This is a genomic window from Actinoplanes sp. NPDC049681, assembly GCF_044465265.1.
Taxonomy (GTDB): domain Bacteria; phylum Actinomycetota; class Actinomycetes; order Mycobacteriales; family Micromonosporaceae; genus Actinoplanes.
Genome location: NZ_JBITLP010000001.1, coordinates 838,149 through 857,111, shown reverse-complemented (window position 1 = coordinate 857,111; position 18,963 = coordinate 838,149). Strand labels below are relative to the sequence as shown.

The window sequence follows — 18,963 nt, the reverse complement described above, 5'->3', positions numbered from 1 at the left end:
CGGTCCGCCGCTCCGCCCGGTCCGCCGCTCCGCCCGGTCCGCCGCTCCGCCCGGTCCGCCGCTCCGCCCGGTCCGCCGCTCCGCCCGGTCCGCCGCTCCGCCCGGTCCGCCGCTCAGTCTGGCTCCTTCAGACCCTGCCTGAAGCGAGGCCGCGGCCAGACCGCCGCCGCCCCACCCGAGGCCGCACCAGGCCACATCCGAACCCGGGCCTGCCGGGCAGGCCCAGCCCAGGACGGCAGACCACCGCCGCCCATCCCGAGGCCGCCGCCGGACTCCGTCCAACCCGGGCCTGCCGCCGGACCGCGGTCAGCCCAGCCCGGACGGCGGACCGCCGCCACCCAGCCCGAGCTCTGCGCCGGGCTGCGTTCGACGGATCCGTGGGCGGGCGGCGGTCAGGTGGCGTCGATGTCGAAGGTGGCGGGCGGGCCTGCCGGCGCCGGGGGTGGCGTGGTGGCCGGCGGGGGTGTCGGGGTTCGGTGCGATCTGAGGTCGGCGGCGGCTGCTACGTCGCCGAGGTCGGCCTTGACGCCGTTGAGGTCGCTCTTGACGTCCTCGAAGAGGCCCTGGAGGGGCTTGCGCAGGGCCGCCTCCTCGTCCTCGCTCAGCAGGTGCTTGCGGATGAACGCCTTGGGGTGCAGGTCCTGGAGCTGGATGTCGGTGCCGAGCTCGCGGCTCAGGTCGCTGGTGGCGTTCTGGGCCATGGCGCGCAGCCCACGGAGCATGCGCAGCCCGTCGCCGATCACCTTGGGGAGCCGCTCGCCGAAGATCAGCAAGGCGAGCATCAGCAGTGCGCCGATCTCCCACCAGTTCAGGTTGTCGAACACGGCGGCCTCCCCTGCCCGTGAGGGCCTCTCACTTCGCGTCGGCTGCCAAGGTTACTGACGCTGTCTGTGTGCTGGCGCCCCGGCGGTACTCCACCGCGACGGTCGAGCCCGGGGCGTACTTGCGGACCAGGGCGATCAGGTCGGTGCCGTCCTCGAGCACGTGGCCGTTGATCTTGGTGATGACGTCGCCGGACTTCAGGCCCGCGGCGGCCGCCGGGCCCGCCGGCTGGACCGAGCGCAGGCGCGCCCCGGTGCCGCCGCTGGAGCCCGTGGCGCCGCCCGTGGAAACCTCGGCGCCGATCACCGTACGCCGGGCCTTGCCGGTGTCGATGATGTCCTCGGCGATGCGCCGGGCCTGGTTGATCGGGATGGCGAAGGCCAGGCCGATGTTGCCGGCCTCGGTTTCGGTGCCGCCGACCGAGCGGATCACCGAGTTCACGCCGACCACCCGGCCGGCCGCGTCGACCAGCGGACCGCCCGAGTTGCCCTGGTTGACCGCCGCGTCGGTCTGGATGGCCGCGTAGTAGCGGGTGGTCCCGCCCGGGTCGCCGGCCTGGATCGTACGGTCGAGGGCGCTGACGATGCCCTGCGTCACCGTGTTGACGAGCGCGAGCGGGGAGCCGAAGGCGAGCACCGGGTCCCCGACGGCGATCGAGTCGGAGTCGCCGAACTGCACCGCCGGCAAGTTGTTCTTGGAGACTTTGATCACTGCGATGTCCGACTCGGGGTCGCGCCCGACGAGGGTCGCGGGGGCCGAGGAGCCGTCGCTGAACGACACGGACATCGTGTTGTCGGCGCCCTCGACGACGTGGTCGTTGGTGATCACGTAGCCGTCCCGGGACGCCACGAAACCGGAGCCGATGGCGCCGGTGACCCGGACGGTCACGACGCTGGGCAGGACCTGCTTGGCCACCCCGCCGAACGACTCCGGGGCCCGCTGGGCCGCACTGGGTGCCGCCAGCGCAGGGCCGCCGAGCTGCGTACCGCCGCCACCGACGCCTCGGGTCATGAAGGCGTAGGTCAGCGCACTGGCCAGAGCGCCGGCCAGCACAGCGGTGACCAGGCAGATCACCAGGGTCGGGACGAGTGAGCGGCGCGGCGCGTCGGGGTCGGTGACCCGCTCCGGCTCCGGGCCGCTGCTGATCGGCGCGCTGGGCACCACGACGGCGGCCGGCGCGTACGGGTCGCGCCAGGGGTCCGCCAGCGCGTCGGACCACCAGGGTGACCCGCCCGTCGCCGGGGGTGTCGCGGCCGGCGGAGTCTGAGGCTGGCGCCAGTTCCAGCCGTCGGTCACGTCGGTGCCTCCACTCGTCGTCGGCGAAGCCCGGAGGCTCCTCCTCCAGGATGACACGGATCGGTGTGGATCATCCGCTCAGTGCGGGCTCAAGAGGACCTGCTCGCCGCTTTCCGCCGTCGAAGTGCCGATGCGCGAAGGGTGAGCGTCGCTCTACGCTCATACCCGATGTGCACCGGTTCTCTTCCGCGCATCCCACACGGAGGTCGTCATCGTCACCGCAGCCCGCCAGCTCGGCACCCCCAGCGCGCAGTCGATGCAGTTCGCGGAGGCTTACGCCGCCGAGGACGTCGTGCTGCAGACCGCCCGCAGCCTCGCTCTGGAGGTCGGCCTCTCCTGCGTGACCCCCGGCGCGGGGTCCGTGCTCAGCCTGCTCGCCGCCGCGGGCAACGCCAAGGCGGTGGTCGAGATCGGCACCGGTACGGGCGTCAGCGGCGTCTGGCTGCTGCGCGGCATGCGCCCGGACGGCGTCCTGACCACCATCGACGTGGAGAACGAGCATCAGCGCATCGCCCGGCGCATCTTCCAGGAGGCGGGCTTCGTGGCTTCGCGTACCCGGATCATCACCGGCCGCGCGCTCGATGTCCTGCCCCGGCTCGCCGACGGGGTTTACGACCTGGTGTTCGTCGACGCGGACGCGACGGAGTTCGGCGCTTGCGCGGACGCGGCACAGCGGCTGCTGCGCCCGGGCGGCATCCTCGTCGTGAACGGCGCGCTGGCCGGCGGGCGGATCAGCGACCCGGCGGCCCGCGACCCCGACACGATCACGATCCGGGAGACGGTCAAGGCCGTTCGGGAGGCCGAGAACTGGATCCCGGCCCTCATCCCGGCCGGCGCCGGCCTCCTGGCCGCCGTCAAGTGCTGAGCCCGGCCGCTCGGTGGGCTTGCGCCCCGTCGAGCAGGTAGCGCAGGAGCGTGCGTACGCCCCAGCCGGTGGCGCCCTTGGTGAGGTCGGCGTCGTGCTCCTCGGACCACGCCGGGGCCGACATGTCCAGGTGCGCCCAGCGGTCGGCGCGATCGCCGAGGAACTCCCGCAGGAACAGGGCCGCCACCACCGAGCCGGCTCCGCGCACCGGGGAGCTGTGCCGGTCGGCGATGTCGCTACGCAGGTATTCGACGTAGTCGTCAGCAAGGGGCAGGCGCCACATCTGCTCGCCCGCGTTCCGGCCGGCCGTCTCCAGCGCGGCTGCCAGGGCGTCGTCGTGGCTGTAGAGGGCCGCCGTCCGCGCGCCGAGGGCCACCGAGTTGGCGCCGGTGAGGGTGGCGAGGTCGATCAGGACGTCGGGCTCCAGCTCCGCGACCGCGTACGCGAGCACGTCGGCCAGCAGGAGGCGACCCTCGGCGTCGGAGTTGGTGGTCTCGGTGGTCGTACCGTCCCACTGGGTGATCACATCGCCCGGGCGGAACGCCGAGCCGCTGACCGCGTTCTCCGCGAGCGGTGCCAGGGCGGTGATGCGTACCGGGAGAGCGAGATCGGCGGCGCCGAGGGTGGCCGCGATGATCGCCGCGGCGCCGCCCATGTCCTTCTTCATCAGCTTCATGCCGTCCGGCGTCTTGATGGAGATGCCGCCGGTGTCGAAGGTGACGCCCTTGCCGACGAGGACCACGTGCCGGGTCGCGCCCTCCGGCTGCCAGGCCACCTCGACCAGGCACGGCGGCGTCGCGGAGCCGCCCCCCACGGCCACCAGCCCGCCGAAGCCCTCGGCGCGCAGCCGGTCGGCGTCGCGCACGGTGACGGTCAGGCCGGGGCGTGCCGCGGCCTCCGCCACGACCTGGTCGGCGAACCAGGCCGGGTTCTTCACCGATGCCGGCATGTTGGTCAGGTCGCGGGCCAGCCAGGTCGCTGCGGCGGTCACGCGCGCGATCTCGAGGCTGTGGGCGTACATGTCAGGGTCTGATGTTCGGAGGGTGACCTCGACGGACCTGGGGCCGACGACGGCATCGCGGAACCGGTAGGCCGCGAGCCACATGCCTTCGGCGAGGCCGCGCACGGCGGCCGGGTCGACACCCGCGGGCAGGACCACGTGCAGCGCTTCGTCGGCGGTCACGGCCCGGACGGCGGCGGCTCCGGCGGCCCGCCAGCCGGCCTCGTCCCCGGCACCGACCCCGACGATCAAGATCTTGGCTGGGGTACGCAGCGGGCGCGGCAACACCACGACGGCGCCCGCGCGGCCCGGATCATCGGACCCGCGGTGCAGCTCGGCGGTCTCGTCGTCGCCGCCCGCCAGCACCCCGGCGCCGTCCGCCGCGAGCACGACTGTTCCGGCCTCCGACGCGGCGACCAGGCGAATCCCGAACACTGGAGGATGACCCTTCCACGAAGACATGGAAAGCCCGCCGGTACGGCAGGTACCGTACCGGCGGGCCACGTGAAACGTCAGCCGGCAATCGCCTTCAACGCGTCACCCAGCGCGTTGGCCTCGTCCGGAGTCATCTCAACGACGAGACGGCCACCACCCTCCAGCGGGACGCGCATGACGATGCCGCGTCCTTCCTTGGTGACCTCCAGCGGACCATCGCCCGTCCGCGGCTTCATCGCCGCCATCTTGTCTCCCCTCAGACCTACATCAGGGTCGGTGGGTTACCCCACAGCCACTTGCACTTCGAACAGCTCGGCAACGGCGCCTCGTGCTCAGCCCCACGACGCGCCGTACCTCGTTCCGACCGCCGGAGTCGCCCCCGCTGGACCGACCCGAGACCGCAGCGCTGCGGGCCCTGCCACGTCCACGCGGCGCGGCCCACCGTGCCGATCAAACATTTTCCCTGATGAACACCGGCGAACCCAAACCCAACCCGGGCTGATGTGACAGCGTCTAGCATATCGTCTTTCGGGCTGTCACAATGTGCGGTCATGCAGGCGCGGTCGGCACTCTTCGACCTCTACGGCGACTACCTCCGCCCGAGAGGCGGCCGCGCGCCGGTCGCCGCGCTCGTCAAACTGCTCGCGCCGCTGGGCATCGCACCGCCCGCGGTCCGCACCGCGGTCTCCCGGATGGTCCGCCAGGGCTGGTTGCACCCGCTGCGGCTGGTGTCCGGACCAGGTTATCTGCTCACCCCCAAAGCGGCCCGGAGGCTCGACGAGGCGTCCGCGAGGATCTACCGGACCGGGCGCGCGAGCTGGGACGGCCGCTTCGACCTCGTCCTGCTCGGCACGCCGGTCGGCCGCCGCGACGCGCAACGGCTGAGCTTCCTCGGGTACGGCATGCTCGACGAGCGCTCATGGGTCGCGCCGCGGCAGGCGGACGAGATCGACACGGTGCTGCTCGAGGCCGGGGTGGCGTACGAGCGCTTCAGCGCCAGCCACACCGCCGGCTCCCCGGGCGTCACGGACGTGGTGAGCCGAGCCTGGAACCTCGACGAGATCGGACGGGCGTACGAGGAGTTCGTGGACTCCCAGCGGCCGGTGGTCACGGCGATCAACGCGCGCAGCTCCGACGAGGCCGCGTACGCCGCCCGCTTCCAGCTCGTCCACGCGTGGCGCTCATTCCTGTTCCGTGACCCGCAGCTGCCCACCTCCCTGCTGCCGCCGCGCTGGCCGGGGTTGAGCGCGGCGACCTTCTTCGACAAGCACGCGGCTCGCCTGCGCCCCGCGGCGGACCGCTTCGTCGAGCGGTCCCTGGCGGCGGCGACGAGAGGCGGCCGTGTGGGATTCTCTGAACCATGACGGACGCCCTGCTCGTCGACCGCACCGATGCGGTCGTCACCCTGACCCTCAACCGCCCCGACGCCATGAACGCCCTCACCGTGGACCTCAAGGAGGCTCTGCGCGACACCCTGGCGGAGCTCGAGGCCGACAGATCGGTGCGGGCGGTGGTCCTGGCGGGCGCCGGCAAGGCCTTCTGCGTCGGCCAGGACCTGCGCGAGCACGCCGAGACCCTGGCGAGCGGGTCGACCGACCTGGACACGGTCCGCGCTCACTACAACCCGATCGCCCAGCGCCTGGCCAGCATGCCCAAGCCGGTGATCGCGGCCGTACGCGGCACAGCGGCCGGCGCCGGCGCCTCGCTGGCCCTGCTCGCCGACTTCCGGATCGGCGGTCCGAAGACGATGTTCCTGATGGCGTTCGCGAACATCGGCCTGGCCGGCGACTCCGGCATCTCCTGGTCGTTGCCGCACATCGTCGGCCGCGCCCGAGCTCTCGAGTTGCTGCTGCTCGCGCAGCCGGTGCGCGCCGAGCAGTGCCACGAGTACGGCTTGCTGACCGAGCTCCTGGACGACGACGAGAAGGTGCTGCCGGCGGCGCAGGAGTTCGCGGCCCGGCTGGCCGCGGGACCGACGGTCGCCTACGCCGCTATCAAGCGCGAGCTCTCCATCGGTACGGCGGGAACCCTGTCCGACGCGCTGGCCGCGGAGGCCCAGGCCCAGGCGATCTGCGGTGCCACCAGCGACCACAAGAACGCCACCTCGGCGTTCGTCGCCAAGCAGAAGCCGACGTTCGAGGGCCGCTGACCGCCGCCGTTCTTGCGGCCGCCCCTCGCCGACGGTATGAGTCTTTCGGTATAACCGATCCACGCCGGTAAATGTTTGACTCTCCGCAACGCTTTCGTTGGGGAGGTCCGGATGGTCAGGTTGCGCAGGATTCTGGGCGGGGTGGCGGCCGCTCTCACGGTGGCCGCGATGGGCGCCGTGGTGCAGACGTCACCGGCAGCGGCCGCTGACGGCCCGCAGCGGGTGGTCGGCGGCACACGCGCCACCCAGGGCGAATTCCCGTTCATGGTCCGGCTCTCGATGGGCTGCGGTGGCGCCCTCTACAGCCCGACCATCGTGCTGACGGCGGCGCACTGCGTCAACGGCACGGGCACCAACACGTCGATCACCGCGACCCTCGGCGTCGTCGACCTCAACTCGTCGAGCCGGATCACCCGCCGGTCCAACTACGTCTACCGGGCGCCCGGCTACAACGGCAACGGCAAGGACTGGGCGCTGATCCGCCTCTCCAGCCCGGTGACCGGCCTGGCCACCCTGCCGATCGCGACGACGTCGGCGTACGACACCGGCACGTTCACGATCGCCGGCTGGGGCGCGGCCCGCGAAGGCGGCGCGCAGCAGCGCTACCTGCTGAAGGCCACGGTGCCGTTCGTCAGCGACGCCACCTGCAACTCCAGCAGCATGTACAACGGCGAGATCATCCCCACCGACGAGATCTGCGCCGGCTACACCCAGGGCGGCGTCGACACCTGCCAGGGCGACTCCGGCGGCCCGATGTTCCGCCGCGACGCGAACAACGCCTGGATCCAGGTCGGCATCGTCAGCTGGGGCGACGGATGTGCCCGCCCGAACAAGCCCGGCGTGTACTCGCAGGTCAGCTACTTCTCGTCGGCCATCCAGTCGGCGGCGTCCAGCCTCGGCGGCTGACGACGATCAAAAACGGGCCCCGGAGCGCTGCTCCGGGGCCCGTTCTCGTGCGTGCCGGATCAGTCTTCCTCGTCCTCTTCGGGATCGAGGTTCGCCTCCTCGCCGAGGACGAAGGCCTGCATGGCCAGCTCGTCACCGGACGGCGAGACGAACGTGGGAAGCTCCGCAGGCCCCAGCTCGAGCACGTACGACCAGAACTGCCGCACCGCCTCCGCCGGGCTCGCCGCCTCGATCGGCAGGTCCAGGCTGACCAGCCACGTCTGCTTGTCCCGGTCCCCGATCAGCCGCCCCGCGTAGCTCCGGAACACCTCCTCATCGACCTCGGAAACCGACGCATCGAGCGGAAGCCCGTCGGCGGGCACAGGCGCATCGAACGAGCGCCGCGTGTATGCCACCTCAACCTCGGGCGTGCCGTGCGCGGCCCGGGACTGCTTCCCCGCCACGATCCCGAGCGCGACGACGGACGGCGGGGCGCCTGCCGCCACGAGCAGCACCTCGTCCCCGGCGGCGGGTGGCACCGCGGCCGACCCCGCCACCGTCAAGGTGTCGTGATGGAACAGCCGCTCGGACGCCCATCGGTCCGCCGGAATGATCGCCACCCATTGAGCCATGCGCTCAATGACATCACGCCGGAGAAGCAGCCCGTCGCCCGGAGGTCAGGTCGTTGAGCGCCCAGCCGTCGCACGAGGTCACGTGACCGGGCGCCCCAGGCGTCGCCCTCGAGGTCAGGTCTGGACGGGTGCGACGAAGCAGCCCGCGAGGTGGTCGTCGACCATGCCGGTGGCCTGCATCAGCGCGTACGCCGTCGTCGGGCCGACGAACTTGAAGCCGCGCTTCTTCAGGTCCTTCGCCATGGCGGTGGACTCCGGGGTGACCGCCGGAACATCGGCTCGGGTGGCCGGGCGCGGTCGCGGCGGCGGCGCGTACGACCACAGCAGCTTCGAGAGCCCACCGGGGAGCTCGGCGGCCACCCTGGCGTTGTGCAGGGCGGCGTCCACCTTCACGCGGTTGCGGACGATGCCCGGGTCGTTCATCAGCCGATCGGCGTCCCCGGCGTCGAAGGCCGCCACCGCCTCGATCGAGAACCCGGCGAACGCGCGCCGGAACGCCGGGCGCTTGCGCAGGATGGTGATCCAGGAGAGGCCGGACTGGAAGGCCTCCAGGCACATGCGCTCGAACAGGGCGTCGTCGCCGTGGACCGGCCGGCCCCACTCCGTGTCGTGATAGGGCACGTAGTCCGGGGTGCTGCCGCCCCAGGAGCACCGCGCCCGGCCGTCCTCGCCGAGGACCAGACCGTCGACCGGCGCCTCCACCGATACCCCGGGGGCGCCGGGAGCCCCGGGCATGTCATCCGTCATGGCGACCACCGTAGGGAGACCCACCGACAAAAACGGGTCAGGGCAGCTTTCCCTCCTCCACCAGCCGGCCGAACTTCTTCAGCGCGCCCTTGAAGCTGAGCTTCGAGCCCGGCCACAGGACCGGCCAGGCGAGCTTGCCCGCCGCGCCGCCGGGAAGGTGGAACCACTCGTGCATGACCACCTGCGTACGGTCGCCGCCCATCGCCGTGCAGCGCATCGAGCCGGGGCCGCGCAGAACCTTGCCGCAGTGCACGACCTTGAGCTCGTATGGTGCGTCCACCCGGACGACGCGCATCTCGTCGCGCAGCGCCGCCGGGCCCAGGGCGGTGATCGCCTCGATCAGGCTGCCCTCGCCGCCGTCGCCCTCGACCACGCGCACCTTGGTGAACGGGATCCAGTCGCCCTGCCGCTCCCAGTTCATGAAGGCGGCGAAGACGCGGGGGGCTGGGGCGTTCACGATGACGGTCGCGGTGACCTCGCCGGTGCCGGGCTTCGCCGCGTCGCCGAGGTTTCCGACCGGCTCAGTCTCGCTCATCGGCGCTCCGCCGGCTCTTCGTCGGCGCGCTCCGCGGGCGCCGCATCAGCCTCGACATCCGCCCCCTTCGCGGGGCGGGATGCGTCGGCCTTGGTCCCGGCACCAGACGCGCCGGCCTCCGTCCGCTTCCCTGCACCGGATGAGTCGGCTTCGGCGGCGGAAGCCGGAGCAGAGGTAGTGGCAGCGGAAGCGGCGGCGGCCTCACGGGACGGCGAGTCCGCTGCAGGAGTGGACGCTGCGGCGGCGTCGGCCGACGGCGGAACCTGGTCGGGGTCGGGCGCCACGGGCGCGTCGGGTGGCGGCGCCACGGCCGCCTCGCGGGCCCTGCGCAGCACGTCGGCGTCCGCTGTCCGGCCCTCGCGCAGCGCGGTGACCTCGGCCTCGAGGACCCCGATCAGCTCGGACTTGTAACCGATGTCGTAGGCCGCCCGCTGGAGAGCCTGGTCGACCTGGCTCATCCGGTAGCCGCGGAACGCCATGTCGAAGCGGGTCCGGAAGATGTCCTCCTCTCCCAGCGGCCGGTCGCTCGGCAGGGGGAGCGCCTTGCCGTCGGGCTCGACCGGCGTCAATCCGGAGTCTCCGCCGCTCACCATCACGGTCACGCCGAAGACGATCGCCGCGACCACGAGCGCCACGACGATGAAGAGGAGTAACTGACCCATGGGCACGATCGTGGCATGAGCGCTGCGGCGTGGCGAGCCCGCCACCCCGCCTGTGGACAAAGGTGGGGCGTCAGGTCCAGGTAAGGATCTTCTTGCGCCAGGCGTACGCGATGCCGAGCGCGAGAACCGCCACGAAAATGCCCATTTCGGCGACGGTCACCATTCCGAAGCCTGGCCGGTCGAAGATGACCGCCCAGGGGAACAGGAAGACCGCCTCCACGGCGAAGAGCACATACAGGTACGCGTACACGTAATAGCGGATCTGCGCCTGGGCCCAGTCGCCGCCGACCGGGTCGATGCCGCTCTCGTAGGCGATCCGCTTGCCCGCCGGTTCCGCCGGATGGGCGGGGCTGAGCAGCTTGTTCGCCCCGAAGGCGCCGACGAAGACGAGGACGCCGGCCGCCATAACCAGGCCGAGCGTGGCGTACGTACCCAGATACCCGTCCACGCGCGCCAGCCTAGCGAACCACAAGGTGAACTCGATTGGCTGAGGCAAGCCTGGCCTGGCTACTGTGGTCGTCGGTCTGCGATCGGACAGCGGCCCTTGCCCCCACCGGTAAGGAGCGCCGACGTAGGCTGGAAGTGACTAATGCGGGCCGGCTCATCGACGTGCGTACCCGCCGGCCGGCTCCCTCAGGAGGTTGGAACGTGGCCGCTCCCGTGAAGCGTGTCGAGCAGCTCGACCGCGTGGTCATCCGGTTCGCCGGCGACTCCGGTGATGGCATGCAACTGACCGGCGACCGGTTCACCTCGGAGACCGCGCAGCTCGGCAACGACATCTCGACGCTACCCAACTTCCCGGCGGAGATCCGCGCACCTGCAGGCACCCTTCCGGGTGTGTCGAGCTTCCAGGTGCACTTCGCCGACTACGACATCCTCACGCCCGGCGACGCGCCCAACGTGCTGGTGGCGATGAACCCGGCCGCGTTGAAGGCCAACCTCGCCGACCTGCCGGCCGGCGCCGACATCATCGTCAACACCGACGAGTTCACGAAGCGCAACCTGGCCAAGGTCGGATACGCGGTGAGCCCGCTGGACGACGATTCTCTGGCCGACTGGTCGGTGCACCCGGTCGCGCTGACGTCGATGACCGTGGCCGCCCTGGCCGGCTCGGGTCTGCCGAAGAAGGACGCCGAGCGGGCGAAGAACATGTTCGCGCTCGGCCTGTTGAGCTGGATGTATTCCCGGCCGTACGAGTCGACGCTGCGCTTCCTGGAGCGCAAGTTCGCCAAGCGGCCCGAGCTGGTCGCGGCCAACAAGGCGGCGTTCACCGCGGGCTGGAACTACGGCGAGACGACCGAGACGTTCTCGGTGCGCTACGAGGTCAAGCCCGCCAAGATGGCGCCGGGGACGTACCGCAACATCACCGGCAACGCCGCCCTGGCGCTGGGCCTGGTCGCCGCCGGCGTGCGGTCGAAGCTGCCGGTGTTCCTGGGTGCGTACCCGATCACCCCGGCCTCGGACATCCTGCACGAGCTGAGCAAGCACAAGAAGTTCGGCATCACCACCATGCAGGCCGAGGACGAGATCGCCGCGGTCGGCGCCGCGCTGGGCGCCTCGTACGGCGGCGCGCTCGGCGTGACCACCACCTCCGGCCCCGGCGTGGCGCTCAAGGGCGAGACGATCTCGCTGGCCATCGCCCTCGAGCTGCCGCTGGTGATCGTGGACGTGCAGCGGGCGGGGCCGTCGACGGGCATGCCCACCAAGACCGAGCAGGCCGACCTCAACATGGCCCTGTACGGCCGGCACGGCGAGGCCCCGCTGGCCGTGATCGCGCCGAAGTCGCCGTCCGACTGCTTCTACGCCGCGATCGAGGCGGCGCGGATCGCGTTGACGTACCGCACGCCGGTGATCCTGCTCTCGGACAATTACGTGGCCAACGGGTCCGAGCCGTGGCTGCTGCCCGAGGTCTCCGAGCTGCCGGATCTTCAGGTCGACTTCGCCACCGAGCCCAACGGCGAGGACGGGCGCTTCCTGCCGTACCTGCGCGATCCGCGGACCATGGCCCGGCCGTGGGCCATCCCCGGCACGCCGGGGCTGGAGCACCGGATCGGCGGCCTGGAGAAGGCCGACAAAACCGGCGACATCTCGTACGACCCGGCCAACCACGACTTCATGGTCCGCACGCGCGCGGAGCGGATCGAGCAGATCCCCGTGCCGGACGTGGTGGTCGAGGACCCGGACGAGAACGCGCGCGTGCTCGTGCTCGGGTGGGGCTCCACGTACGGGCCGATCGGCGCCGCCTGCCGGGCCCTGCGCCAGCGCGGCCTGCCGATCGCCCAGGCGCACCTGCGGCACCTGGCCCCGCTGCCGGCGAACCTCGGTGAGGTGCTCAAGGCGTACGACAAGGTGATCATCCCGGAGATGAACCTGGGTCAGCTGGCGCACGTGATCCGGGCCCGGTACCTGGTCGACGCGGTTCCCTTCAACCAGGTCAGCGGCCTGCCCTTCACCGCCGCGACGCTGGAGAACATGCTCGAGGACGTGGTCAAGAATGGCTAGCCCGACGATTCCGCTCACCCCGGTCAACCTGACCGCCAAGGACTTCAAGTCCGACCAGGAAGTGCGCTGGTGCCCGGGCTGCGGCGACTACGCGATCCTCGCCGCCGTGCAGGGCTTCATGCCCGAGCTCGGCATCCCGCGCGAGAACATCGTGTTCGTCTCCGGCATCGGGTGCTCGTCGCGGTTCCCGTACTACATGAACACGTACGGCATGCACTCGATCCACGGCCGCGCCCCGGCGATCGCGACGGGCCTGTCGGCATCCCGGCCGGACCTGTCGGTGTGGGTCGTGACGGGTGACGGTGACGCGCTCTCGATCGGCGGCAACCACCTGATCCACGCGCTGCGCCGCAACGTCAACCTGAAGATCCTGCTGTTCAACAACCGGATCTACGGGCTGACCAAGGGCCAGTACTCGCCGACCTCCGAGCTCGGCAAGATCACCAAGTCGACGCCGATCGGTTCCAACGACGCCCCGTTCAACCCGCTGTCGCTGGCGCTGGGCGCCGAGGCGACCTTCGTGGCCCGCACCATCGACTCCGACCGCAAGCACCTGCAGTCGGTGCTGCGCGCCGCCGCGGAGCACGAGGGTTCGGCGTTCGTGGAGATCTACCAGAACTGCAACATCTTCAACGACGGCGCGTTCGAGCTGATCAAGGACCCGAGCACCCGCGACGAGCATCTGATCCGTCTGGAACAGGGACAACCCATCACCTTCGGTACGGACAACCGCTACTCCGTCGTGCACCCCGAGGGCAGCTTCGGCCTGCAGGTGCAGGAGGGCGGCACGCCGCTCGTGCACGACGCGACGGTGGACGACCCGGCGTACGCGTTCGCGCTGAGCCGCCTGTCGGGTTCGGACCTCAACACGACCCCGATCGGCGTGTTCCGCAACGTCCGCCGGCCGTCGTACGACGAGCTGGTCCAGAAGCAGCTGCTGGACGCCAAGGCCAAGGCGACCGGTACGCCCGACCAGATGCTCGGCGAGCTGCTCAACGCCGGGGACACCTGGACGATCCTGTAGCTCAGCCACGCACGCACGTCGCCGGGTGCGGGAATCCGTTCATGAGCGCCAAGCGAATGGATTCCCGGGCCCGGCCCTCGGCGTGAGCGACGGCCCGCACCACCCGCCGAGCTACGACAGCCGGATTTTGATCTTTCAGACGCTCGCCGCGACGCTGTTCTCCTCGTCGCGGATGTAGATGAGCATGTCGCCGGTCTCGATGGTCTCGGCCTGCTCGCCGCCGAGCGCGATGACCTTGCCGCGGCGGATCAGGGCGACCACCAGGGTCTGCAGCTCGCGCGGATTGCGGCCGACCTCGCCGCGCTCCGCTGAGCGCATGGCCAGCGCCATGCCCTGACCCGGCGTGAGCAGGTCCTCGACCACGTCGATCAGCGGGGGCGTGGTGGTGGTCAGGCCCAGCAGCCGGCCGGCGGTCGAGGACGAGACGATCACGTGGTGCGCGCCGCTCTGCTTGAGCAGGGCAGCGTTCTCCTGCTCGCGGACCGAGGCGATGATGCGCACCTGGCCGGCCGTGAGCTGGCGGACCGTCAGGGAGATCAGGACGGACGCCTCGTCGCTGTCGGTGGCGATGATGACCGACTTGCAGTTCTTGACGTCGGCTTCCAGCAATACGGAAGAGCGGGTGGCGTTGCCCTCGATGGCGACCAGCCCGTTCGCCTGGGCCTGACGCAGTGCGGCCTCGCGGTTCTCCACGATGACGATGCGCGACTTGTCGTACCCGGTTTCGAGCAGAGCGCTGATCGCCGCGCGGCCCTTGGTGCCGTAGCCGCAGACGATGACGTGATCCTTCAACTTTCGCCTCCACCGGCTGACCCGAAGGCTGTTCCGGTACTGGTCGGTCAGCACCTCGAGGGTCGTGCCGACCAGGATGATCAGGAAGAGCACGCGCGCCGGGGTGATGATCACGATGTTGACCAGGCGGGCGTCGGGTGTCACCGGAGTGATGTCGCCGTAGCCGGTGGTCGAGAGCGACACGACCGCGTAGTAGAAGCAGTCGAGCAGCGTCAGGCCGTCCTGGTTGACGTCCCGGTAGCCGTCCCGGTCGAGAAAGATCACCACGACGACGACCAGCACGAGGAAGACCGCGGCCACGACCCGCACAGCGAGCGCCCGCAGCGGTCCCTGTCTGACCAGAGGTAGATGAATCACCGGACGTCCGCCTGCACGTTCACACCATAGCGGCCCGATCGACGCCCGCTTTCCAGGACATCACAGGTAGGCCCGGCCGTGGAATACCCGTCGGTAAGTTGAGGCACCGTTAAGGAAACAGGATTGACAAACTTGTATGCAGACGGTGACGAATCGAACACTGACAGGCAGCGGCCCCCACGAGGGGCCCCACCGCTGGAGGTCTCGATGCACCGGTTTCTCCGCCGCTCCCTCGTCATCCTCGTCTCCACCGTCGCCCTCATCGCGCCCGCGGCCGTAGCCCGGGCCGCGGCCACCAAGGCCGAGGTCTTGTCCTCCTGGACACAGACCACCGCGGCCAGCACGAACGCCTGGAACGCCGCCCGCCTCGACCGCGCTCCCTGGGCGTCGTACGGCTTCGACTGGTCGACCGACTACTGCTCGTCGAGCCCGGACAACCCGCTGGGATTCGACTTCACTTTGTCGTGCTGGCATCACGACTTCGGCTACCGCAACTACAAGGACCTGGGGACGTTCTCCAGCAACAAGTCGCGGTTGGACAGCATGTTCTACGCGGATCTGAAGCGGAAGTGCGCGACGTACAGCACGCTGACCCAGCCGGCTTGTTACAGCCTCGCGTGGACCTATTACGAGGCGGTGTGCGTCTTCGGGTCGCTGGCGGCGGTGCAGCCGTCCGACGTGGATCGGGCGCGCAAGCTGCTGCGGTAGCGGCCGGCCTTTCCTGCGCCCTGGCCCGGCTCGTCCTTCGACGAGCCGGGCTCCCTTTCGTACGCTCAGGCGACGGACTGGGCGAAGCGGGCCGAGCCGTGCTCCAGGTCCGGGTGCTCGACCGCCAGCGCGGTGGCGACGGCCCGGGTGAATCCGATGGTCGCGCCCTCCGCGTACGCCGCGTCGAAGGCGGTATCTCCCAGCCGCCGCCGCAGCACCGCCTGCTGCGCCGACCAGAACGCGCCGAACTGCGTCGCCCGCCGCGCACCCCGCACCGATTCCGCGCCGCCGAACAGCACCGCCGCCGTAACGGGATCATCGCCGAGCGCGCACCGGACCGCGATGGCCGCGACCGCGTCCGCTGCGGCACCCCGGAAGCCGTGCCGCAGCCGCGACCGCAGGGCCACCACCAGGTGGTCGTGCGCGGCCACGAGGTCACCGCGGCGCAAGGCGACCATCCCGAGCAACCAGTCGACGGTACGGCGGCCACGATCCTCGGGCCGTCCCGCCTCGATCACCCGCGCCCCGCCGAGCAGCTCGGCCGCCTCGTCCAGCTCGTCCCGGCGCCAGAGCAGCTCGGCCAGCGCGATGATCGTGGGCAGCGCGGCGGCCGGCACCCCGGTCCGTTCCGCGGCCGCGATGACCTCCCGGCACACCTGCTCGGCCTCGCGTAAACGCCCCGCCTCGATCAGCGACACACGGTGACCGGCGAGCGCCCGTACGACCAGGGCGGAGTCTCCGGCCGCCCGCGCCGCCACCTCCGCGCGATCCAGGAACCGTTCCCGCTCGTCCCGGTCCGACGAGAGCCCGGCGTGCACGAGATAGGCGGACGCCATGTCGGCCCGAGCAACGGTCAGCCCGTCCAGCCGTCCGTACAGCCGGTACAGCAGGTCACGCCCCTCGCGCGCGCCGCCATGCTCGCGCCACCACGGGTCCAGCGCCCCCACCAGCCGCAAGCCGGCGCGCGGATTGCCACCGGTGACGGACCAGCGCAACGCCGCTTCCCACTCCTTCACGTACGGCGAGAGCTCCGTGAGCGACACCGTCCGCGGCTGCCCGTCGGTGTCGACCACCACGCCGTCCAGCGTGTGCAACGACCAGTCGACGTGCCCGTCCCGCGCCTGCCGCTCCTCCCCGGCGGCGAGGAGCCGGCGAACCGCGTACGCCCGGACCTGCTCGGGCATCCGGTAACGCGGCCCGGACACGACCTCGACGAGCGACCGGTCGGCCAGCTCCGACAGGGCGCCGAAGGCGTCCCCGCTGGACCACTCGACGGCGGCGAGCTCGACCGGGCCGGCGAACACGGCCAACCGGCGCAGGAGGGCGGCGGCGGCTCCGCTGAGGCCGCGGTACGACCAGTCGAGGTTGCGGGTCAGGCTGTGGTGCCGATCCCACGCGGTGCTCTGCGACATGTCGGGCGAGCGGGAGTCCCCGTACGGCAGCCGGTCCTGCCCGCGCCCGACGTAACCGAGCCCCGCTGCCGCGCGGCCCATGCCGAACAGCCCGATCGCCGAGCGGTCGATGCCGAGGCCGAAGAAGCCGGACGGGCGGTTGGCGGAGTTCAGCGAGCCGCCACGCCGGGAGCCGCGAAGCGTGTGACCGCCGAGTTGCGACCCGGGCAGCGCGTGATCGCCGGCCTGCGACCCGGGCGTCAGGTGCTCGCGTCGCTGGGAGCCGGGCAGCCCGTGATCGCCGAGCTGCGAGCCGGGCGGGGTCTGACCGCCGAGCTGCGATGCGGGCGGGAGGCTGTCCTCGAATTGCCAGTCGAGCATGATCGAGTCGGCGGGGTGCGACCCGGGCGACAGGTGATCGGCGAGGTGCGGCCCGGGGCCGCGCAGGTCGGCCTGCGAGAGGCCGGCCGGCAAGAGGTCGGCGTGCGACCGTCCCGCGGGCAGACCGTGGGCGGGTGACGGTTCGTTCGGCTCGCGACCGGCGTCGAGAGCCGCGATGGGATCGTCGAGGCGCGCGGAGAGCTGCGTGGCAGAGAGCAGACGCAGCCGGTCGGCGGCCAGCTCGATGGCGAGCGGATGACCGTCCAGCCTCGACGCGACCCTGCCCAGGTCGTCCTCGTCCGCGCCGGGCCGCCCGCCGCGAGCCGCCACCACCCGCTGGGCCAGCAGGGCATAGGCGTCGGCGGGCGCCATCGGCGGCAGCCGCCAGACCAGCTCGCCCGGAACCCCCAGCGGCGCCCGCGAGGTGGCGAGCACGTCAAGCCGCGGGCAGGCCGTCAGCAGCCGCCGCACCAGCCGCTTCGCATCGCCCGGGAGCGCGTCGCAGGTGTCGAGGAGGATCAGAGTGCGGCCACGCCGGCAACGCTCGACGATCGAGTCGAACAGCGGCCGGCCCGGCTCCGTGCGCACGCCCATCGCGCCGGCCAGCGCGGCCTCCGGTCGCCCGTCGGCGAGATCGACGACCCAAACCCCTTGCGGGTACGCCGTGAGCACCTGTTCCGCCACCACCAGCGCCAGCCGGGTCTTACCGGCGCCACCGGAGCCGGCCACGGTGACGAGCCGGTGCGTACCGACGAGCTGCCGCAGCTCGGCGGCCTCCGCCTGCCGGCCCACGAAGGAGGTGACCGCCGCCGGCAGATTGTGGTTGGGGGCGGTCCCGGTGCGCGGGTGCGGGAAGGACCGTTCGAGCCCCGGCGCCACGATCTGGAAGAGCCGCTCCGCGTCGTCGAAGCCCCGGAGCCGGTGGAGGCCGAGGTCGAGCAACTCGACATCCGCCATCGGATCCGGGTCGGCACCCGGTGCGGTCGCGGGGATCTCAGAGGTCAACGCGCCCAGCGCCACCCACGCCGGAGGCACTCTGCGCAACGCTTCGGACAGCAGGGCGTCACCAGGCATGTCCCGCGGCATTTGAGCAGCAGCGCCGTCCCCGGCCCGTTCGGTCGGCGATCCGCCGGTGGGCTCCCGCGCGGCCCGACGCGACCGCGCGGCGCGCCAAGACCCCACCCCGGTACGCCGTGTCGCCCGGTGCGACCCCTCGGCGCTTCTCGGCCTGGCGCCCGTTTCGTGATCCTGGCCGTACTCGCGCCGCAGTCCGGCATCGGTGTCGCCGCCGGACGTCGTATCGGGAGTCCCAGCAGGCAGCAGGTCCGGCGACCAGGTCGTGACGGCCAGGGCGGTGGCCTCCGAGCAGAGGATCTGGCCCCCGTGCGCCGCGGCCGCGACCCGTGCGGCCCGGTGCACCTCGGCACTCGCGTACTCGCCGGCGACCGGCTTGGCCCACCCGGTGTGCAGACCCATGCGTACCCGTGGAGCCACATCGGGGCTCGGCCACGGGTACGCGGCAAGTGCGTGCTGTGACGCGATACAGGCGGCGACAGCAGCGGCCGCATCCCCGAAGGCGATGAAGAAGGAGTCACCCTCAGTGAAAAGCTCTACCCCGGAGTGATTACGCAGAGCTCGTCGCACCACGCCCCGGTGAGCATTCAGCACACTGCCGTAGTCGTCGCCGAGCATCCGGGCCAGGCGTGTAGAGCCTTCGATGTCGGTGAACACGAAGGTCACCAGCCCACTCGGCAGCTCGGTCCGTCCCGACACGGTAAGA

General features: G+C 71.4%; 18 protein-coding genes. 7 read left to right on the top strand and 11 right to left on the bottom strand.

Features of this window, described 5'->3' with window-relative positions:
* Positions 1-392: 392 nt before the first annotated feature.
* Together ACIBO8_RS03965 and ACIBO8_RS03960 are read right to left on the bottom strand one after the other, a co-directional pair.
* Positions 393-824 carry a preprotein translocase subunit TatB gene (locus tag ACIBO8_RS03965; protein WP_396113557.1) on the bottom strand — a complete coding sequence of 144 codons (432 nt, stop codon included), beginning with the start codon at positions 822-824 and terminating at the stop codon, positions 393-395.
* A 28-nt stretch (positions 825-852) separates the two neighbouring features.
* The gene (locus ACIBO8_RS03960; RefSeq protein ID WP_396113556.1) at positions 853-2,118 is read right to left on the bottom strand and encodes a S1C family serine protease; all 1,266 of its coding nucleotides are present in this window, start codon (positions 2,116-2,118) and stop codon (positions 853-855) included.
* 256 nt (positions 2,119-2,374) lie between these two features.
* Between ACIBO8_RS03960 and ACIBO8_RS03955 the strand changes: the two genes are divergently transcribed.
* The gene (locus ACIBO8_RS03955) at positions 2,375-2,983 is read left to right on the top strand and encodes an O-methyltransferase (RefSeq protein WP_396113555.1); all 609 of its coding nucleotides are present in this window, start codon (positions 2,375-2,377) and stop codon (positions 2,981-2,983) included.
* Here the strand turns inward: ACIBO8_RS03955 and ACIBO8_RS03950 are convergent.
* Entirely contained in the window at positions 2,973-4,418 is a 1,446-nt protein-coding gene (locus ACIBO8_RS03950) for a leucyl aminopeptidase family protein (protein ID WP_396113554.1), read from the bottom strand. The genes ACIBO8_RS03955 and ACIBO8_RS03950 overlap by 11 nt on opposite strands.
* Before the next feature lie 77 nt (positions 4,419-4,495).
* Positions 4,496-4,663 (bottom strand): DUF3117 domain-containing protein, encoded by a 168-nt coding sequence (locus tag ACIBO8_RS03945; RefSeq protein ID WP_015625691.1) that lies wholly within the window; start codon positions 4,661-4,663, stop codon positions 4,496-4,498.
* Positions 4,664-4,969: 306 nt separating this feature from the next.
* On the opposite strand from ACIBO8_RS03945, the gene ACIBO8_RS03940 reads away from it, so the two are divergent.
* The 3 genes from ACIBO8_RS03940 to ACIBO8_RS03930 all read left to right on the top strand — a co-directional run bounded on the left by ACIBO8_RS03940 (position 4,970) and on the right by ACIBO8_RS03930 (position 7,473).
* Complete coding sequence (locus ACIBO8_RS03940) at positions 4,970-5,782, top strand: PaaX family transcriptional regulator C-terminal domain-containing protein (RefSeq protein ID WP_396113553.1); 813 nt, start codon at positions 4,970-4,972, stop codon at positions 5,780-5,782.
* Entirely contained in the window at positions 5,779-6,567 is a 789-nt protein-coding gene (locus tag ACIBO8_RS03935; RefSeq protein ID WP_396113552.1) for an enoyl-CoA hydratase-related protein, read from the top strand. Before ACIBO8_RS03940 ends, ACIBO8_RS03935 begins: the two co-directional genes overlap by 4 nt.
* A 111-nt stretch (positions 6,568-6,678) precedes the next feature.
* Positions 6,679-7,473 (top strand): S1 family peptidase, encoded by a 795-nt coding sequence (locus ACIBO8_RS03930; RefSeq protein ID WP_396113551.1) that lies wholly within the window; start codon positions 6,679-6,681, stop codon positions 7,471-7,473.
* Positions 7,474-7,532: 59 nt separating this feature from the next.
* Here ACIBO8_RS03930 and ACIBO8_RS03925 read toward each other — a convergent pair whose 3' ends face one another.
* From ACIBO8_RS03925 to ndhC, 5 genes are all read right to left on the bottom strand, one after another.
* Entirely contained in the window at positions 7,533-8,084 is a 552-nt protein-coding gene (locus ACIBO8_RS03925) for a hypothetical protein (RefSeq protein WP_396113550.1), read from the bottom strand.
* Between the two features lie 114 nt (positions 8,085-8,198).
* Positions 8,199-8,819 (bottom strand): DNA-3-methyladenine glycosylase I, encoded by a 621-nt coding sequence (locus ACIBO8_RS03920; protein ID WP_396113888.1) that lies wholly within the window; start codon positions 8,817-8,819, stop codon positions 8,199-8,201.
* 49 nt (positions 8,820-8,868) lie between these two features.
* A complete protein-coding gene (locus tag ACIBO8_RS03915; protein WP_396113549.1) occupies positions 8,869-9,366 on the bottom strand; it encodes an SRPBCC family protein in 498 nt (165 codons plus the stop codon).
* Positions 9,363-10,028, bottom strand: coding sequence for a DivIVA domain-containing protein (locus ACIBO8_RS03910; RefSeq protein WP_396113548.1), 666 nt, complete (start codon positions 10,026-10,028; stop codon positions 9,363-9,365). Before ACIBO8_RS03910 ends, ACIBO8_RS03915 begins: the two co-directional genes overlap by 4 nt.
* A gap of 70 nt (positions 10,029-10,098) precedes the next feature.
* Complete coding sequence (ndhC, locus tag ACIBO8_RS03905; protein WP_396113547.1) at positions 10,099-10,476, bottom strand: NADH-quinone oxidoreductase subunit A; 378 nt, start codon at positions 10,474-10,476, stop codon at positions 10,099-10,101.
* Between the two features lie 200 nt (positions 10,477-10,676).
* Between ndhC and ACIBO8_RS03900 the strand changes: the two genes are divergently transcribed.
* Together ACIBO8_RS03900 and ACIBO8_RS03895 are read left to right on the top strand one after the other, a co-directional pair.
* Positions 10,677-12,530 carry a 2-oxoacid:acceptor oxidoreductase subunit alpha gene (locus tag ACIBO8_RS03900; protein ID WP_396113546.1) on the top strand — a complete coding sequence of 618 codons (1,854 nt, stop codon included), beginning with the start codon at positions 10,677-10,679 and terminating at the stop codon, positions 12,528-12,530.
* Entirely contained in the window at positions 12,523-13,554 is a 1,032-nt protein-coding gene (locus ACIBO8_RS03895; protein WP_396113545.1) for a 2-oxoacid:ferredoxin oxidoreductase subunit beta, read from the top strand. The genes ACIBO8_RS03900 and ACIBO8_RS03895 overlap by 8 nt, the downstream gene beginning before the upstream one ends.
* A gap of 135 nt (positions 13,555-13,689) precedes the next feature.
* Here ACIBO8_RS03895 and ACIBO8_RS03890 read toward each other — a convergent pair whose 3' ends face one another.
* The gene (locus tag ACIBO8_RS03890; protein ID WP_396113544.1) at positions 13,690-14,703 is read right to left on the bottom strand and encodes a potassium channel family protein; all 1,014 of its coding nucleotides are present in this window, start codon (positions 14,701-14,703) and stop codon (positions 13,690-13,692) included.
* Positions 14,704-14,910: 207 nt separating this feature from the next.
* On the opposite strand from ACIBO8_RS03890, the gene ACIBO8_RS03885 reads away from it, so the two are divergent.
* Positions 14,911-15,411: a phospholipase gene (locus tag ACIBO8_RS03885; protein ID WP_396113543.1), complete on the top strand. Its 501-nt coding sequence runs from the start codon at positions 14,911-14,913 to the stop codon at positions 15,409-15,411.
* Positions 15,412-15,476: 65 nt separating this feature from the next.
* Here the strand turns inward: ACIBO8_RS03885 and ACIBO8_RS03880 are convergent, their stop codons facing one another.
* Complete coding sequence (locus ACIBO8_RS03880; protein ID WP_396113542.1) at positions 15,477-18,956, bottom strand: adenylate/guanylate cyclase domain-containing protein; 3,480 nt, start codon at positions 18,954-18,956, stop codon at positions 15,477-15,479.
* Positions 18,957-18,963 lie beyond the last annotated feature (7 nt).

Bases quoted from the DNA above. Each gene is read 5' to 3' on its own strand.
- ACIBO8_RS03925 (WP_396113550.1), bottom strand. From the start codon at position 8,084: ATGGCTCAATGGGTGGCGATCATTCCGGCGGACCGATGGGCGTCCGAG.
- ACIBO8_RS03940 (WP_396113553.1), top strand. From the start codon at position 4,970: ATGCAGGCGCGGTCGGCACTCTTCGACCTCTACGGCGACTACCTCCGC.
- ACIBO8_RS03895 (WP_396113545.1), top strand. From the start codon at position 12,523: ATGGCTAGCCCGACGATTCCGCTCACCCCGGTCAACCTGACCGCCAAG.
- ACIBO8_RS03910 (WP_396113548.1), bottom strand. From the start codon at position 10,028: ATGGGTCAGTTACTCCTCTTCATCGTCGTGGCGCTCGTGGTCGCGGCG.
- ACIBO8_RS03920 (WP_396113888.1), bottom strand. From the start codon at position 8,819: ATGCCCGGGGCTCCCGGCGCCCCCGGGGTATCGGTGGAGGCGCCGGTC.
- ACIBO8_RS03955 (WP_396113555.1), top strand. From the start codon at position 2,375: ATGCAGTTCGCGGAGGCTTACGCCGCCGAGGACGTCGTGCTGCAGACC.
- ACIBO8_RS03930 (WP_396113551.1), top strand. From the start codon at position 6,679: ATGGTCAGGTTGCGCAGGATTCTGGGCGGGGTGGCGGCCGCTCTCACG.
- ACIBO8_RS03945 (WP_015625691.1), bottom strand. From the start codon at position 4,663: ATGGCGGCGATGAAGCCGCGGACGGGCGATGGTCCGCTGGAGGTCACC.
- ACIBO8_RS03935 (WP_396113552.1), top strand. From the start codon at position 5,779: ATGACGGACGCCCTGCTCGTCGACCGCACCGATGCGGTCGTCACCCTG.
- ACIBO8_RS03915 (WP_396113549.1), bottom strand. From the start codon at position 9,366: ATGAGCGAGACTGAGCCGGTCGGAAACCTCGGCGACGCGGCGAAGCCC.
- ACIBO8_RS03885 (WP_396113543.1), top strand. From the start codon at position 14,911: ATGCACCGGTTTCTCCGCCGCTCCCTCGTCATCCTCGTCTCCACCGTC.